Origin of the sequence: Photorhabdus bodei (assembly GCF_003287735.1) — a bacterium.
Lineage (GTDB): Bacteria > Pseudomonadota > Gammaproteobacteria > Enterobacterales > Enterobacteriaceae > Photorhabdus > Photorhabdus kayaii.
In genome coordinates this window covers 172,368-189,769 of the sequence record NZ_NSCM01000004.1, presented here as the reverse complement: position 1 = coordinate 189,769, position 17,402 = coordinate 172,368, and the positions used below count along the sequence as shown (strand labels likewise).

Below are 17,402 nucleotides of genomic sequence, written 5' to 3'. Positions count from 1 at the left end.
TGAAGTCATCATGCTCTATCTTTCTGAATGTATTTTAAATTAAACGTATCTCTTAACCATTTAAAATCATTAATGGTTGATAACAAGAATTCCATATTTTCAATGTTTTCCTCATAAAAATGAGCAGCATCATTAGCTCCTTTTGATATCCAATCACCAAATTCTATCTGAGTATCAATTAAACTCCATGCCGTTAATCTTTCTTTACATATAATATCTTCTTTAGGATTTTTCCTTGGTATACTGAGTTTTATACATTCTCGAAAAGCAGCTCTCCAGGAATGGAAACTGCTTGTGTTAATGACTGTATCTGAAGCAACAATATTGACTACGCGATAATCAGGGCTAAGAGATATGGTCATATCTCCAGAAAAATTTTTAACATCCTGAAACAACCTTTTATTAAATAATTTCACACCTCCATTCCCGTAGCATAAACGATTAACTGAGTTAACACTTCTCCATACATAAGTCGCAGTTGAGCATAAAGGTTCCACTGGTAACTCAAAATTAAATTCATCTCTAATTTTACTGTCTCCGTCTACAACAAAGAACCATTTAGCCGTTACAGAATCAGAAGCAACTTTATGAGCGTTTAAGATACCATTAACACCATGAATTCTTTTTGCATCAGGAAATCTATTTTTCAAATGATTCCAATTAGATTCGGCACATGGTTCATCATAAGATATAAAGACAATGTCATATTTCATCTGTATTCATCCTTCAGAAAATCCCTCATTAAGTATTATGTTAGCTAAATGTTTACTTTGAATATTAATATTGAAGTCATTCATTATTTTTTGATGTGCATTCGTCCTCATAATATCTTTATCTTTTTTACTCAACTCGTCTATATATGATATTTTTTCTGATAAAGCTACAATATCTCCTTCATTGACAAGAAATCCATTGACATTATTTTCAATTAACTCGGTAATCCCACTATGGTAGGTAGACAAAACTATCTTTTTCATAGCCATTGCCTCCATTAATACCACTGGTATACCTTCCATGTCACCAGAGTTAGATGTTTTGGATGGAAGTATTAAAACATCTGCGTCTTTCATAAAATTTAAGACTATATAATGGGGTTGAAAACCATGCATTTTTATATGTTCATTCAAATTAAGTTTTAATATTAATTCATAACAATAGTCATTAAGCTCCCCATCGCCAACAATGTCTAAAGTAAATGACACATCATTGCTTATTCGTGCTAGAGATAACAATAAATCAGGCAATCCTTTTTTTTCTGTCAAACGGCCGACAAAAATTATCTTCATTTTTTCTTTATTAGATTCATTTGGATATAAACATGAAAGAGCATCAATATCGATCCCCAAATGTAGTACCTCAACATTGGTAGGATTACATCCTAGATTGATGATTCTATTACGCATATATTCACAAACTGAAAAAATTTTATTTGCTTGCTCAAATAAAATTCCGTAATGGCTTCCCAGATCATTAAGACTCTTTTCTTTAGTAATTTCATATGCATGTAATACACTATATAGTGCATTCTTAATATATCCATATTTTTTCAATTGTGCCGCCATGATACTAGCCATACCAAAATGGCTTATAACAATATCATTAGGTTTTATTTGTGACGGATTGGATAGAAATTTAAATAACAAGCGCTTACGGTAACAATTTCGTTTAAATAAACTAATTCGAGAAAAGAAATAACCAGAGATTATAGAAAAATAAATAAACTTAAATATTGCATATATAGGATGAATGTTTTTTATATCTTCTAGACAAACATAGGGGATTGTAGAATCATTGGCACAGATTGTATCACTAGATTTATAAACAGATACAACTCTTACATTAAATCCTTCTTTCTTCAAACTGATAATCTGTTGATGTACAAAAGTTTGTGTTAAGACTGGATATTCTTCAAGAAAAAAAACTATATCACGCACAGAAGATCCTTTTCTTTTTATACCCGTCATCTTTCAAGTTGCCTCTTTGTTGGCTGCACTCGCTCACCCCGGTCATATAGTTTGCTATGCTCCCGGGGATTCGCTCCCTTGTCGTCGCGATCCATCTTGAAATCCATTGTGTATATATGGTTAAACAGAACCACATTAACATAGAAATTATACTGTAATCTATTCCTTTAATTTTTATCACAGAGGGTTTCATAGAATATTCTCACATTATTAATTTATTCGTGGATAATTATTATTTTCAAATAACAATATTATCAAAGTAAGATTTATTTTTCCTATAAAAAAACAAACTCATCGTAAGCCCAATACAAATAGAAAGAACATGACCAGGCTTAGGGTAGTGAGCATAAATAAAATCTAAAGTTATTGCCGGCAGCATGGAAAAAACAACAGCAAACTTTAATATACTAGAGGTATGCTCTTTGACAAAAACCAACAGTAATGCAAAGGAAGATACGCCCAAAACAGCTTGTGATGCTCCTGTACCAATATTCCAAGGATAACTAACAAAGTTAGTGCTATAAAGAGTTCCCAAAGCACCAGAAGTAAACCATAAAACTAATAAAAATTTAGACCCAAGATGTTTTTCTAATAAAATTCCCAGTATGGAAAGTGATAGCACATTGTAGACCATATGCAGTTGTTTAACATGTATGAACTGAGAAACCAGAAGTCGCCAATACTCAAATTCATATAATCTATTTGGTGTTAACCCTCCATATTTCTCTAGTTCTATAATACTTATTTTACCGATAAAGCTATCTGTTAATGAATATGAAACAAATGTGGAATAAACAATTGTCACACATACTATAAATACTGTTGTTATAGGAGCTTTTTCAATTTGGAACATTCAATACTTCCTTTCATAATCATCACATGACATCACAAATTATATCAGGTAAATCTTTAAGTGTAATATTTATATCATCAATTTTACTTAATTCTATGTTACGCTTAAAGTTAGTTACAATCTCAGGATTATCCAACCATTTTTTTATTAAGCTAGACCCATTAGATTGATTTTCAAAACAAAAACCAAATTTTCTTTTGTTTGTCAACTCCACTATCCATCTTTCCATTGGTAACCCAGAGAAATGTACTAGAACTGGTAAATTGAATCTAATTGATTCCAATACTGTGTTTGGACCAGATTTGGAGTATAGAAATGATCTGTTGTTTGTTGAAGCCTCTAGTACCAATTTTAGATAATCTTTATTAGCTAATGTATTATAAATGCATGCTCTATCTGCATACTTCCTATTTAAATCTATGCATTCATCATACAATTTCTTATTCGAAATAATAACCATGAATATTTTAGGTTTCGACGGATGTTCGAAAGAAGTTTTTAATACATCAAAGTAGCCCTCTTCACATCCATTGCAGAGAATTAAAATAGAAGGAATGTCCTGCTGATCGATTTGATAGTTTGAAACTGGCTTAAATAATGGAACAGTCTCTAGTCTATGAAATTTTTCAACCATATCAGAATTTGGGTAATAATTTGTAGTTCTAATCGTCAAATCACTACTAAAATGTTGATGTATTTTAATATCTAACAAACCAGGATTAGTTATGAAGTTCACGGTTTTGAAATCAAAATAGAATTTTTCTTTGAATGCATGGACTATTTTTGCGATAACACCTTTTGTCGATATAATTAACGATGGAAAATCATTTTCAATGACACTCGATAATGATTCATTCAATACCTGCTCATTATTGAAATTACTAATCCACGAACTAATATCATCTATCAACTCATCATATAGCTTCAATTTAATGTGAGGATCATAGTAACTTGCAGAAATCTCTTGCATTCTTAATCCAAACTTGCTAAACACAGGTACTAATTCATCAAAACAGATTAATTCTGTAGAAAAAACTTCTTTACTAGCTAGTTCTGATTCAATTTTTTTTGCTGCTTCATAATTTCCCATTCTCCCCCAAGTTCTCATGCAAATAATCAATATCTTCTTCATTTAAGTAATATCCCCACAGTAAATTGTTAATATAAACTCAAAATCTCATATAAATTCACAATCTTCACATGATTGAGTTTTAATATATTTTCTAGGTAAATTTCACTATCTAATCGTATTAATAGATATATACCCGTCATCTTTCACGTTGCCTCCTTGTTGGTTGCACTCACTCACCCCGGTCACATAGTTCGCTATGCTCCCGGGGATTCGCTCCCTTGCCGCCGCGATCCATCTTGAAATCCATTGGGTATATATCACTGATGATCCATGAAAAAATTATAATTATTTACGATTCCTTTAGGATCCAGGTGTTTCTTGAGTTCTAAAATTTTCATATAATCATCTCCATATGTTTTTATTTTATCTTCATATTTCATTTCATGCCATCCCGCAAGATAAGGCCGACCTTCATTTAAAATACACTCTTCTAATATTTGACTATGCAATAACTTTAATTTCTCATATTCTTTTCTTTCGTTTCTAGGAAACGTAAAGTACACCCCAACCCCGAATACAATTCCACTCATTTTTTTTGATATGGGCTCGAAAGGAAAGAACTTACTTAAACTAGGATTTTTCTTTAAAATTATAAGAAGCCTACCTTTATTGTTTATAAAAACGTCATTGTTAATTACTTTATTTAATAGAAAATTAGCAAAAACCATAATATTATTCTGATCAACACAATAATCTCCCCAAAGATTAACATGGTCTCTATTCCAGAGATCATGCCTATAGGCACCAAATGTTCTTCCTCTATAATCTCTTACTGAATGGTATTTGTAGCCAATACACCCTGTCACTTGATGTTCTAATACCTTATTAATAATATTGATCTGATCAGAATTATTGCTGAGAACCATATTAACATAGTATCTGCCTCGGTATAATTGACATGTGACAGCTTCAATATTCAGATTGGAATATTCAGATATCAATATCAGAAAACTCAGTAAATGAAGAATTCCATCAAACTCTATCACATAAAGTATGTTCTCTACTCTTAATGGAATTGCTTCAAAAGTCACATCTTCAATAATACCAAGTATTCCTAATGATGCGAGTCCAAAATTATAAAGTTCAGAATTTGAATCTTCTGAACATCTATGCCTTTTTCCATCAGGTGTTATTAGCGTATACGATTGAATACATGATGCTTGACTTCCATATAGATATGAATCCTCTCCATATCCACCAACAGAAAGTGTTCCTCCAACAGTCGTATCAGGATGCCTAGTCAAGATAGGAAATGATAAGCCATTTTTTCTCAAAAAATACTCAACAGACAACCATGTTTCAAAAGCTGAAACTTTAAACTTATACTCATCTATTTTTTCAAATACCGGATTTTCGACTGATACTACTAATACAATTCCCTTTGAAAGCGATTGTGTACCAAAAGAATGCCCAACACCACGTATATTTATTGGTATCTCATTTATATTACAATAGTGAATTATATCTATTATTGAATCTGTATTTTTCACACAGACAACAGCAAGCGGTGGTATTGAATACATTCCACCAAAGTTTGTACAAAATGTTGATAAATATTCTTCCGTAAATATAACAGAAACTCCACACAATTGATTAAGATCATTATAGATTTTCTTTTTTTCATGCCAAGTAGTATTCATTATTCCAGAACCTGATTTTATTCTATAGTTAGAAAAAAGTTATATTTTTATGAAATCCTATCAAAATAGAGGATATTTCGTATCATGCAGACTTATAAATAAGATTTCATAATAGTGCTACACTCATTTTTTGTCTTCCTGGCTTTTGCTGTGATGAAAACGATGCCAAAAAGGCATCAACATAATTAAGCAACTGCCACATAAATTGACAACAGTGATTTCGCGTTATTGTCTCATGGAGCGATTGCCATAACCGTTCTATTTTATTTAGCCACGGTGAATAGACCGGTAAAAACAACAGGGTAAATTTGGGATGTCGTGCCAGCCACTCCTTTACCTTCTGACTTTTATGAATACCGTAGTTATCTAAGATTAATGTGAGGGTTTCCGCATGGGGATATTGATGATTCAGTTCATCTAACATTTTGATAAATAAATCAGAGTTCTTTTTTATTCCTTTAACATAGGTGACTTGCCCTGTCTGGGCATTGAGGCAACCCGCAAGGTAATGTTTTTCATTTTTTCCCGGGGTGATAACCCGTTTTTGTTGTCCTTTGAAACACCAGTCTGCGCCGATTTTCGGGTTGAAATCAATATCCACCTCATCTTCATAGAAAACGGGATGTTTTTCCGAAATATTCGCTTTGGCTTCTGCGATCTTTGCCATTTTCTCCTCATGTTCAGGATCAGGTTGTTTTACCGTAAGTGCCGCTCTGCGCCAGACAATCCCCACCTGAGCAAAATAACGATAGAGGACACTTTGTGTTAGGGAGAGGTTGAGTAATTCATTAAGAGTATGAGTCATAAGCTCAAGGCTCCAGCGAGAGCGAAGATAGCCGAATTCTTGGGGAGATTGCTGTAATAAGAAAAGCAACAGGCTATAGAGAGGGGTGAGATCCCAGACAGCAGGTCGGCCAGCCGGTAAACTTTTGAGTCCTTCGAGTCCATATAATGTAAACCATTCAACCCAACGATTGATGGAAGAGCGTGCGGCATGAAGGGTTTTGGCGACATAAGTCACTGTCAATCCCTCATTGAGCATCAATAACGCCGTCAATCGACGGGAATAGTTCTTATCACGGGTTTTATGGATAAGTTTTCTCATTTTCTGGCATTCATTTTGAGGTATGGGTGCTATGATAGGCATCACTCAGTCCGTGTTGAGGTTTGGGATTTTTGGCAATTGATCAGATCGCAAAAATCGGACTGAGTTCCCTTCCAGTGATCTATTATTTTGAAAATTTATTTATTATACCCTTGATTAAATTCTCTATACATTCTAATCAGTACAATTTATCAAAGTAGTTCTGTAATATATCTGCCCACTCTTTCTTGAACCAAGGTGTACAAAACTCTTCATTATTATTAATGTATTCTTGGACATCTTTAATATTAATAAAAAATCCTGCTGATACTTCTTCTGGGTTTTCCATTGGTAGTGCATCAGTAAAAACAATAAAGACATGACATAATTCATGTTCATATCCTACATCTTTATATTTTTCTTTATATTGGAACTTATATAGAAACTTTGGTTCTTCATTTATTACAATACCGAGTTCTTCTTCCACACGTCTCATCACGGCATGAGAAATTTCTTCATCCGGTCTCGGGTGACTGCAATATGAGTTAGACCAATATCCGGGCCAGAGTAATTTAGACTGTGCTCTCTGCTGAATGTATACCTCATCTTTTGAATTAATAATAAAGCAGGAAAAGGCACGATGAAGATAATCACCGTCTAAATGAGCGTCTATCTTATTAATGCACCCGATTCTGTTATCATTCTCATCGACTAAAATAACATCTTCCATATTAGAAACTCCTCATTAATATCTTCTTTCTTTACTTAATATGTTTATAGCATTGTTATTCCAATTGACTTCTTCAAATGTAGTTCCAATTGAAATAAAATCAGCACCAGAATATAACAAGTTATCTACCTGCTCAGTGTTTGATATTCCTCCACTAACAAACAACAATATATTATTTCCAATAAGAGATTTTACAAAACCGCATATTTCATTAGAAATGACACTGTTTCTTGAATAAAGGTAAAAAACCTTCAATAAATTAAAATCTATACCTTCCAATGCGCTAGCAATACTTTCTGTTGAGTGATATACAGTTTTTGAATAAACAAATTTTTGAGACTTTTTATCATTACCTAGAACAAGAGCAGCAGAACTGATTAAACAGTTGTCGCCATACTTTTCAATACTCTGCTTGATGGACTCTCTCTCTAATGATAAAGAGCTATAGTATTCCACATTGGAATTTATCACTGATGTGGCAAAAAATGCATCTGCGTAAGGTGATGAAGGAAATCCGTTTGGTTTCTGAGGAGGAAAATGCGTTATGATCGGGATGGTTTTAATCTTTGATGCGGCAGCTATAAAGGGAGACACTTTCATCTCAAAGTTTTCACAATCCGTACTAGCTATTATACAAAAAGGAGCATATTTTTGAAAAGTTAATAGTCTATTTATATTTATTTCATAATTAAACTTAAATGGATCGAGGATAGGAATTATTGACTTTCTACATGAAGACATATATTTGCAAATATCCATAGTAAACCCTATTTTGACGTTATTAATTTAATGACCTAAATATCTTTTCATAATACCGATACAGTTGGTCTATTTGATTAATATTCAAGCAGTGCAAGTCTGGTGCCTGATAGGCTGCACTAACTCATCGCTCTGCTATGCATAGCACACAACCCCTGCTACACAAGGTGTTATACGAAGTGGATCACTATTTTGGAAAGTTATTTAGTTTGACAAAACAATTTTATTAATCAAATAAAGATTTTTTTTCCTTCAAACTTTCAGTTTTTTCCCAAGAATATGCAGACCATGCTATTTCTCTTAACGGATTTCCTGAAAATCTTCTAAAAAACAACTCAATCAATATGATTACATGCCATATTAAGAATATAAATTTAAGTATACTTTTTATAATCTTATCTTTAATAGGTACATTAATAAACATGGCGGGGAACAACCCATTGAACTGAACTTCTTTTAAATAATACAAGCACTTATCCAATGGATAATCAGCACAATAAACTACAGTGCTAATAATGGATCTACGTATACGAAAATATGTATCTTTGACATTCCCTCCAACATAATGTTGACATATAGACTCTTCCACGATCCTCATATTATTTTGAGGATTTTCTAATTTCATGTCTAATAATTCAAAAAAGAAAAAACCATCATCACAAATATATCTGGCAGGAATCAAGTTTTTTATTGATGAGACACCTACCATCATACAACAGCCATGTGGATATTTTGTCTTTTTTGTAGACATTTTATTTTTGGCAAAATTCAAAAGTTTTGAAGTAGGATATTTTTTCGGTGTCGGGTATTTCAATGCACCAGAACTCCCTATAAACCCTCTGCGGCGAAGATCTTCATACAATTGTAAAAATGCATCATCAGATAGAATAACATCATCATCCATCCATCCAACTGCTGAACAGTTTATCCTTCTTGCTAAAAGAACAGTTTGATTTATTGAATATGCTTTGCTCCTGACATCTGTAAGAAACAATATCAACTTGTCGTAAACCTGATTTTCATTCAAAAGCTTTTGAACACTATCAATAATATCTTCTCTATGATTATAGTTAGATTGAATACTAACCATTAATACAGAATTAAATTTGATGCATTGTTCTATTCCTCTTTGAATTGCTTCTAAGATCTCAGATTTATCACATCGTCCCCATAGTGTCGGCAACAATATGATACTATCTGCATTCTTTATATAAGATAATTGTGCACATTCCTTCAATTCTACTTCATAACAACGCTCATCACTAAAATGTAAATATATATCTTTATGTTTCGAATAATTCCAGTCATTCCCTTTTACATAACATTTGGATACTTGCTTCTGCATTATCTTAAATATATTCATCATCTTATACCCCAACAAAATCACAATATTCACATATTCCGATTCTATTTCTATTCTTTAATTGTTCTCTAATTTCATTTAAATTATTTGAATTCCATATCTCAAGAATGCTTTGGTGGTTAAGATCTCCTATAATGGCTTCTTCCATCCAATCCTGACAGCACAAAACAACAGTACCACTGAATGTTATTGTGAGTTCAGTAAATGGTTTTACACATGAATTATTTAGAAACACCTTCTTTTTTTCACCAATATTTCCAGCACGATTTGTCAAGCTTTCAGAGTTATCTCGTGTTACAAATATTAAATTATCAGTAATATTCTCCTCCCATTTTTTTATTTTCTTCATTACTATTTTATCATCAGTATAGTCATTCACTATTAATTCAGCATATTGACCAAGCTCCTTAGCAATTGTTTCATTTAATAATGAACCATTTGTCTGAATAATTATTTTTGCATTTGTTTCGTTTTTTATCTTTTGAGCCCAATCTATAATTCTCTTATCCATCAATGGCTCATTTCTAAAAAACAAACTGATATAACCATTAAAGTTTTTTAATTGTTCCACTATTTTATCAAATAGTTCTTGCTGCATTTTCCCTTGTTTCATTTTGACTTTATTTGTGGGGCAAAATGAGCAGGAATAGTTACAGCCACTTCTTGTTTCTATTTGTATAATCTTAGGGAAATCCGGCACATATAATTTACTACTTATTAGCTTAGATAAAAATGACTCTATGAATTTTGATTTGATATACTTCCTATTTATACCACTAATTGTATTTAGAACACCTTTTCTTTTTATTCGACTAAAAACATAGCGGATTTTTTCTTTATTTATAAGATTCATCTCAGTAAAATATCCTCTTTATAAATTTCGACTCAATATGTTAAGTTAATAAGATAAATTATCTGCATTCTTGTTATAATGGGTAATACAATAATCTGACTTTCCGCCTGTTTTTATGAATTCGAAGATAGTCCTTTCTGAGCCTGAACACAACTGTAGGTATAGGAATAAAATCATGACATACGCTACCGCTCATGGATTACAGGCTCCAAAATCCTAGACAGTCCCAATAGTTATTCATGATAAATGTATCTACCTAGTCAATTTTGGCGCGCTACCGCTCCCAGACAGTTACCCAGTACTTATAGAATTCGTTTTTCCTCTAAATAACTAATTAATGGAAATTTAAAGAAACATTCCATTAATCCAGAAATCAGCGTAGGGTAGATCACGAATAATTAACATTTATACTTAATTATTAAGGTTGGTTTAAGATTTTTAAAATGCAAACGTAATGAAAAATAAATTTATGTGAGAACCTCTAAATACTTCCCTTGATCGCTAAATTGAGCAAAATACAAACAATGTCGTTCCTTGACAAGGTTACCTCATCATGATGACTCGCTCTTCTCAGCAAAATATCCGGTAAAAAGAGGCCAGTCAGCTTAACTGACTGTCATTAAGCCAAATAGCCAGTTTTTATTTTACTTCAAATAATACCGGCTGACTTGCTGAGCTTTCAGCCAGTGATTAACCTTATCATATTCAGCTTGCATCTCACGGCTCCGAGCTTTTAGCGGTGTGAGATTGAGATACATCTGGAACGTTGATTGTTGCTTGTTTCGCAATTTAGGATCAGCGCCTGACTTCAACAATATCAGCACCAATTCCGGCGAGTTAATTTTGGCTGCAATATGTAACGGAGTATCTCCAATCCGATTAGCCTGATTGGGATTAGCACCAGCGACCAACAGTAATTCAACCTGCATTTTTCTCTCTACCTGAACCGCAACATGTAAAGGTGTTGCTAAGGTTATGGGATGTATAATATTCACATCCGGCACAACTGATAATAAAGATTTAAGATAATCAGGGTTGTTGATTTTTGCAGCCGTATGTAAAGCACTTTCTTGTTGCAAACCAGGTTGAGTAGGATCAGCCCCCTCTTTCAGCAAATTATTAGCATCATCCATTCGCTGATTGAATATAGCCCATTGTAACGGAGTTATATTTTCTTCACTCCGCTGACAATCCAGTTCCAATTCAGGCTCAATTACTTCGCCAATTTTCATCGCGCCTCTCTTTAATTATGCGGAAACATTCAGCTCCAGTTCATCAAGCATGACTAGAGATTCTCCTTGCTGTTCATCATTTAAAGACGACCAAGGTTTGTATATTGTTAATAATTCCAACATCTTTTTAAGAGAATGTGCTTTTAGTCCACGTATCAGATTATGAGGAAACCCTTGATCTGATTCTCCTGAATTATCATTATATTTCAGTAAGATTTTATGTCCTATCGGCTGAGATACGGGCAGTTTCTGTTGTAATACATCAAGTAAATCATGCTCCACAACATAATGGCGTACCAATCCATTTTCAGCGATAGCCCTACCCTCTTGAGGTGAAAAACCCAAATTTTTCATCATATTGTCAGAAACACCAGCTGAATTAAATATTACCGCGGGCTTTCCAATTGATAATGCGGCTGTCGCGGCTAATCCACCTCCCAAAGAGTGCCCAGTAAATAACAAGTTTTCCCCAAATGCTATTCTGGCAGTGCGAGCTAAATCAATTGCTTGATGATATTGAGCTTCATCAAATCCAAAACCTTGTCGTAAATTAGTTAATATATCCTTCAAATCATTAGTGCCCACAAAAGCCACTATATAGAGATCGTCATTCCGATAAATACCTGCCTGAAAGCCTGTTGTTTCATCCCTTAAATTTGCCGGCTCTATTCCTGCCTTTAATAATTCACCATCAGAAAGACGAACATAATCACCTATTCCCATCGTGGTGCGTATGTAAACATCATCAGAAATTAAGGTCAACATATAATCAATCTCATGAGATTGCTTACCACTAATTTGCTCAGACTTAATTCCTGTGATTGACTTTAAATTAACGTTAATACTCTGCTCATTAATTAATGATTGATAGACTCTATTATTTTGTTTAGTTATTTCCGAGAGGGAAAAAACTTCAGTGGTCGCTTTTTTAATATTCTGGTCTGGAACAGAAGGCGGTGTAATAAGTTGAAGATTATTTAAAACGGGAAAACTTGAATCGACTGATAGATTCATTTCAATTGATAAACTCATAAAATTCCCCTAAGGATAGCTGAAAATAATCGACGATTTAATCAGTACAACTAATCTATCGGCAGGGAACGCCATAAAGTTAAATTAATGTTTAAATTATGTTAACAAAATTAATCAACTGTGATTCATCTCTCTGATAACAGAGAAATTTCTACCTATTATTTGTCAATAAATAGCCAGAAAAGAGTCAAAGTGAACTGACTGCTTACAACAAGTATTGTTTTGGTTTCATACGATATTCAAACGATCCAGCTTATCCTTAGCCACAATCTGGCCCTTCACGGTATTGAATATTCGTAATCATTTCTATCTCTACATTCGCACAATAAACCAAATTATCAATGAGTTATCTTAGTTATTTAGTCAAAGCAATATGCCTCATTCCTACATACCCACACAAATGAGGATACTCATTGATTCAAAACAGTTAATTTCATATAGTTACTATAAAACATACTGCTACCTTACGTTTTAAATAAGTTTCTATAGCTAACCTCAAAGCAATTTTTTGGATAAACTTTCAAAAATACTTTACAACATTGAAATAGTTATCAAGAATTTAGTTTTAGTATGCATCAAAGGTTTTCCTCTGATTTTGTAATCGGTAAGCTAACATCCATTTGGTAATTATATAAAAAGGATTTACTATGTCCGCACCCCTCACATGGCACGACGTAATCGGTAACGAGAAAAAACAGCCCTATTTTCTCGACACGCTGGCCTATGTCGCAAAAGAACGTCAGGCAGGTAAAACTATTTATCCGCCACAACAGGATGTATTCAATGCATTCCGCTACACCGAATTGGCTGATATTAAGGTGGTGATACTTGGACAAGACCCTTACCACGGCCCCAATCAGGCACATGGCCTCTCTTTTTCTGTACAACCGGGTATTCCTGCGCCACCTTCTCTGGTTAATATGTACAAAGAGCTGGCATCCGATATACCTGACTTCCAGCATCCAAATCACGGTTGCCTAGTCAGTTGGGCTAAACAAGGGGTGTTACTACTCAATACCGTACTCACCGTAGAACGTGGTAATGCACACTCCCACGCGAATCTGGGATGGGAAACTTTCACTGATAAAGTCATTGCCGCTATCAATGAGCACCGTTCAGGCGTCGTTTTTCTGCTTTGGGGCTCCCACGCTCAGAAAAAGGGCTACTTTATTGATGCTAATAAACACCACGTTCTCAAAGCACCCCATCCATCTCCACTATCTGCCCACCGAGGGTTCTTTGGCTGCAAACATTTTTCAAAGGCCAATGCATTGCTAGAAAAACAAGGCATCGCGCCAATTAACTGGACGCCTGAGTTGCCACAATAAAAAAATGCCGCCCCTGTTGGAGCGGCATTGATACTTATTACTGAACTAAAATTACTACTGAGCTAAAATTACTTTGATACAGCTACCATTGCCGGGCGTAACAAACGGCCATTTAAGGTATACCCTTTCTGCATAACCATCATGACATGATTTGGTTCATGCTGATCGGATTCCATCATGGTCATAGCCTGATGAATCTCAGGATTAAAAGGAACATTTGTGTCGCCAACAACTTCAATACCAAATTTACCCACAGCCCCAAGGAAAGACTTCAACGTCAGCTCGATGCCTTCAACCATAGGTGCTATTTCGGTATTAGTACGATCTGCCACCTCCAAAGCGCGCTCAAGATTATCAATCACTGGCAACAGTTCATTGGCAAATCTTTCTAACGCAAACTTATGGGCTTTTTCCACATCTTGCTCAGTACGACGACGGATATTTTCAACTTCAGCCTTAGCACGCAAAATGGCATCACGTTCACGTTGTTGCGCCTGCTTGAGCTGTTCTTCCAGCTCTGCGACACGCGGATCAACAACGCTTTCTGTCTCTGATGCTTCTGCTTTATCCGCACTATTTTGCTGTTCAGATACAACTTCCATATCTTCCGAGACTTGCTCGTCAGGCATTTTTTGTTCTTTACTACTCATGAATATCTCCGCGTATTTGGCATTAATCTCGCTACTTAGCCTATTATGGGGATCTAAACTGGGGATTCAAGGGAACCCGCCGTATTGTGAGGATAAAACCTCTTGCTAGAAGGCAATTACAACGATGAATAAAAAATTCAAATGCATAGGTATTGTTGGTCATCCTCGCCACCCAGAAGCACTTGCTACTCATGAGATGCTTTATCATTGGTTAAAATCCAAAGGTTATTCTGTCATTATTGATCGTCAGATTGCCAAAGACATTGGTTTAAAAGATGCACAAACTGGCGGTCTGACCGAAATTGGCAAACAAGCTGATTTAGCTGTCGTTGTTGGTGGTGACGGCAATATGTTGGGCGCTGCCCGGGTCCTTTCCCGTTATGACATTAAAGTCATTGGTATTAACAGAGGCAATCTAGGTTTTCTGACCGACTTAGATCCTGATAATGCTTTGCAACAACTTTCTGAAGTATTGGATGGCGAATATCGGAACGAACACCGTTTCCTACTAGAAGCTCAAGTCAGAAGAAACGGCCAGAAACCTCGTATCAGTACCGCTATCAACGAAGTCGTACTCCATCCGGGGAAAGTGGCACATATGATTGAATTCGAAGTCTATATTGATGAACGTTTTGCCTTTTCCCAACGTTCTGACGGACTAATTATCGCAACGCCAACGGGTTCCACAGCTTACTCGCTTTCCGCAGGTGGGCCAATTCTGACACCAAATCTGGATGCTATCGTCCTGGTACCGATGTTCCCACATACATTGTCTTCTCGGCCATTGGTTATCAGCAGTGAAAGCAGCATCAGGCTGAAATTTTCCCAAAATAGCAACGATTATGAAGTCAGTTGCGATAGCCAAATAGTTCTACCTATACAGGATGGAGAGGATGTAATTATTAGCCGCAGCAAACAGAAGCTCAATCTCATTCATCCTCAAGACTATAACTACTTCAACACATTAAGTACAAAACTAAGCTGGTCTAAAAAAATGTTCTAAAAAATTAGGTTTCACTACTTTACTGTATAAAAAACCAGTTTATACTGTATGAAGATACAGAGGTGTTTTTATACACAGGAGAAGTGTGATGCTCACCCAGTTAACCATTAGCAATTTTGCCATTGTTCGTGAGCTTGAAATTGACTTCCAGCCAGGCATGACAGCCATCACAGGTGAAACCGGCGCGGGTAAATCCATCGCAATTGATGCATTAGGTTTATGTCTGGGTAATCGTGGTGAGGCCAATATGGTGCGTAGCGGGGCTTTTCGTGCTGATATTTGTGCCCGGTTTTCTCTTTCTGATACGCCTTCTGCTCACCAATGGCTAGAAGCACACCAACTTGATGACAGTAATGAATGCTTACTACGCCGTACAATAACGTCAGATGGTCGTTCCAGAGGCTTTATCAATGGCACTGCCGTACCGATTTCCCAATTACGCGAATTGGGTACCCACCTTATTCAAATTCACGGTCAGCACGCCCATCAATTACTATTAAATAACGGCCACCAAAAACGCCTGCTTGATACTTACGCTAATCAATTCAATCTGCAAAATGAAATGAAACAGGCATATCAGCAATGGCACCAAAGTTGTCAGGATCTGGCTCGATTCCAACAACAGGCACTTGAACGTCAATCTCGTCAACAGTTACTGGAGTATCACTTAAAAGAGCTCAATGAGCTGGCACCACAATCAGGTGAATATCAAGAACAAGATAATGAATATAAACGGCTAGCAAACCGTGGTCAGCTACTATCTGTCAGCCAAACCGCACTCCAGTTACTTAGTGATAACGATGAACAAAATATTACCAGTCTGCTGAACTACGCTAAACACGAACTGGCAGAACTCATCACTATGGATGATAAATTCAGTCAATTACTCACTATGCTGGAAGAAGCATCCATTCAAATTAATGAAGTCAGCGATGAACTCCGCCACTACGGTGATCAACTGGATATGGACCCAAATCGTCTTTTTGAGCTGGAACAAAAAATTTCACAACAAATTAGAGTGGCCCGCAAACACCACGTTGTACCAGAAGAACTTCCTTCACTACATCAACAATTATTAGAAGAACAGCAATTACTGGCGCAGCAAGAAGATGATTGCACCCACCTTAGCGAGCAGGTTAATAAACACCATAAGCAGGCATTGGAAGTTGCAGAAAAATTGCATCTGGTTCGCCAACAATATGCTAAAGAACTAAGTGAACTCATTACTCACAGTATGCATCAACTCGCCATGCCTCATGGTCGCTTTACCATTGATGTCTCTTTTGCACCTGAGCATCTGAATGCTGATGGTTCAGATAAAGTTGAATTTAACGTCACCACTAACCCCGGTCAGCCACACCAATCTCTCGCAAAAGTTGCTTCAGGTGGTGAACTTTCCCGTATTGCGCTGGCAATTCAGGTTATAACGGCTAAGAAAATGGAAACGTCCGCCTTGATTTTTGATGAAGTGGATGTCGGTATCAGCGGCCCAACAGCTGCAATTGTCGGCCGCCTGTTACGCGAATTAGGCGAATCTACACAGGTTATGTGCGTCACTCACTTGCCCCAAGTAGCCGGTTGTGGACACCAACATTTTTATGTCAGTAAACAGACTGACGGTGAAGAAACGGAAACTCAAATGCAATTGCTGGATAAAAAAGCCAGATTACAAGAGCTGGCGCGGCTTCTCGCAGGCAGTGAAGTGACAAAAAATACCCTGGCAAATGCCAAAGAGCTGCTAGCAGCATAATTTGATACAACTTTTGCGTAGATTTAAGG

The 17,402-nt window shown here is 35.7% G+C and carries 18 protein-coding genes; 3 read left to right on the top strand and 15 right to left on the bottom strand.

From position 1 onward, the window contains the following. Positions 1-8 precede the first annotated feature (8 nt). The 14 genes from CKY02_RS05230 to CKY02_RS05175 form a co-directional block, all read right to left on the bottom strand. Positions 9-713, bottom strand: coding sequence for a hypothetical protein (locus CKY02_RS05230; RefSeq protein ID WP_011147544.1), 705 nt, complete (start codon positions 711-713; stop codon positions 9-11). Positions 714-719: 6 nt separating this feature from the next. Then, on the bottom strand, positions 720-1,964 hold the full coding sequence (locus tag CKY02_RS05225; protein ID WP_202924725.1) for a glycosyltransferase: 1,245 nt from the start codon (positions 1,962-1,964) through the stop codon (positions 720-722). Continuing rightward, positions 1,927-2,157, bottom strand: coding sequence for a hypothetical protein (locus CKY02_RS23535; protein ID WP_167405267.1), 231 nt, complete (start codon positions 2,155-2,157; stop codon positions 1,927-1,929). The genes CKY02_RS05225 and CKY02_RS23535 overlap by 38 nt, the downstream gene beginning before the upstream one ends. Positions 2,158-2,202: 45 nt before the next feature. Beyond that, positions 2,203-2,817: a rhomboid family intramembrane serine protease gene (locus CKY02_RS05220; protein ID WP_112894480.1), complete on the bottom strand. Its 615-nt coding sequence runs from the start codon at positions 2,815-2,817 to the stop codon at positions 2,203-2,205. 22 nt (positions 2,818-2,839) lie between these two features. Next, entirely contained in the window at positions 2,840-3,949 is a 1,110-nt protein-coding gene (locus CKY02_RS05215; RefSeq protein WP_112894479.1) for a hypothetical protein, read from the bottom strand. 105 nt (positions 3,950-4,054) lie between these two features. After that, the gene (locus CKY02_RS24355) at positions 4,055-4,210 is read right to left on the bottom strand and encodes a hypothetical protein (RefSeq protein ID WP_162121003.1); all 156 of its coding nucleotides are present in this window, start codon (positions 4,208-4,210) and stop codon (positions 4,055-4,057) included. After that, positions 4,207-5,589: an FAD-binding oxidoreductase gene (locus tag CKY02_RS05210; RefSeq protein WP_112894478.1), complete on the bottom strand. Its 1,383-nt coding sequence runs from the start codon at positions 5,587-5,589 to the stop codon at positions 4,207-4,209. Before CKY02_RS05210 ends, CKY02_RS24355 begins: the two co-directional genes overlap by 4 nt. Before the next feature lie 106 nt (positions 5,590-5,695). Next, positions 5,696-6,736: an IS630 family transposase gene (locus tag CKY02_RS05205; protein WP_112894477.1), complete on the bottom strand. Its 1,041-nt coding sequence runs from the start codon at positions 6,734-6,736 to the stop codon at positions 5,696-5,698. A gap of 136 nt (positions 6,737-6,872) precedes the next feature. Beyond that, on the bottom strand, positions 6,873-7,403 hold the full coding sequence (gene idi, locus CKY02_RS05200) for an isopentenyl-diphosphate Delta-isomerase (protein WP_112894476.1): 531 nt from the start codon (positions 7,401-7,403) through the stop codon (positions 6,873-6,875). A 15-nt stretch (positions 7,404-7,418) separates the two neighbouring features. Then, complete coding sequence (locus CKY02_RS05195; RefSeq protein WP_112894475.1) at positions 7,419-8,162, bottom strand: geranylgeranylglyceryl/heptaprenylglyceryl phosphate synthase; 744 nt, start codon at positions 8,160-8,162, stop codon at positions 7,419-7,421. 226 nt (positions 8,163-8,388) lie between these two features. Further along, the gene (locus tag CKY02_RS05190; RefSeq protein ID WP_112894474.1) at positions 8,389-9,528 is read right to left on the bottom strand and encodes a hypothetical protein; all 1,140 of its coding nucleotides are present in this window, start codon (positions 9,526-9,528) and stop codon (positions 8,389-8,391) included. Position 9,529: 1 nt separating this feature from the next. Continuing rightward, the gene (locus CKY02_RS05185) at positions 9,530-10,378 is read right to left on the bottom strand and encodes a radical SAM/SPASM domain-containing protein (protein WP_112894473.1); all 849 of its coding nucleotides are present in this window, start codon (positions 10,376-10,378) and stop codon (positions 9,530-9,532) included. Between the two features lie 644 nt (positions 10,379-11,022). Further along, positions 11,023-11,610: an ankyrin repeat domain-containing protein gene (locus CKY02_RS05180; RefSeq protein WP_112894472.1), complete on the bottom strand. Its 588-nt coding sequence runs from the start codon at positions 11,608-11,610 to the stop codon at positions 11,023-11,025. A 15-nt stretch (positions 11,611-11,625) separates the two neighbouring features. Further along, positions 11,626-12,642, bottom strand: coding sequence for a Tle-like phospholipase domain-containing protein (locus CKY02_RS05175; RefSeq protein ID WP_112894471.1), 1,017 nt, complete (start codon positions 12,640-12,642; stop codon positions 11,626-11,628). A 647-nt stretch (positions 12,643-13,289) separates the two neighbouring features. On the opposite strand from CKY02_RS05175, the gene ung reads away from it, so the two are divergent. Then, positions 13,290-13,970 carry a uracil-DNA glycosylase gene (ung, locus tag CKY02_RS05170; protein WP_036777820.1) on the top strand — a complete coding sequence of 227 codons (681 nt, stop codon included), beginning with the start codon at positions 13,290-13,292 and terminating at the stop codon, positions 13,968-13,970. A gap of 68 nt (positions 13,971-14,038) precedes the next feature. Here ung and grpE read toward each other — a convergent pair whose 3' ends face one another. Continuing rightward, complete coding sequence (gene grpE, locus CKY02_RS05165) at positions 14,039-14,620, bottom strand: nucleotide exchange factor GrpE (RefSeq protein ID WP_011147556.1); 582 nt, start codon at positions 14,618-14,620, stop codon at positions 14,039-14,041. A 124-nt stretch (positions 14,621-14,744) separates the two neighbouring features. Here grpE and nadK point away from each other — a divergent pair, with 124 nt between their 5' ends. Together nadK and recN are read left to right on the top strand one after the other, a co-directional pair. Continuing rightward, positions 14,745-15,623 carry an NAD(+) kinase gene (nadK, locus tag CKY02_RS05160; RefSeq protein WP_112876384.1) on the top strand — a complete coding sequence of 293 codons (879 nt, stop codon included), beginning with the start codon at positions 14,745-14,747 and terminating at the stop codon, positions 15,621-15,623. Between the two features lie 88 nt (positions 15,624-15,711). Next, complete coding sequence (gene recN / locus CKY02_RS05155; protein WP_112894470.1) at positions 15,712-17,373, top strand: DNA repair protein RecN; 1,662 nt, start codon at positions 15,712-15,714, stop codon at positions 17,371-17,373. The last annotated feature ends 29 nt before the right edge of the window (positions 17,374-17,402 follow it).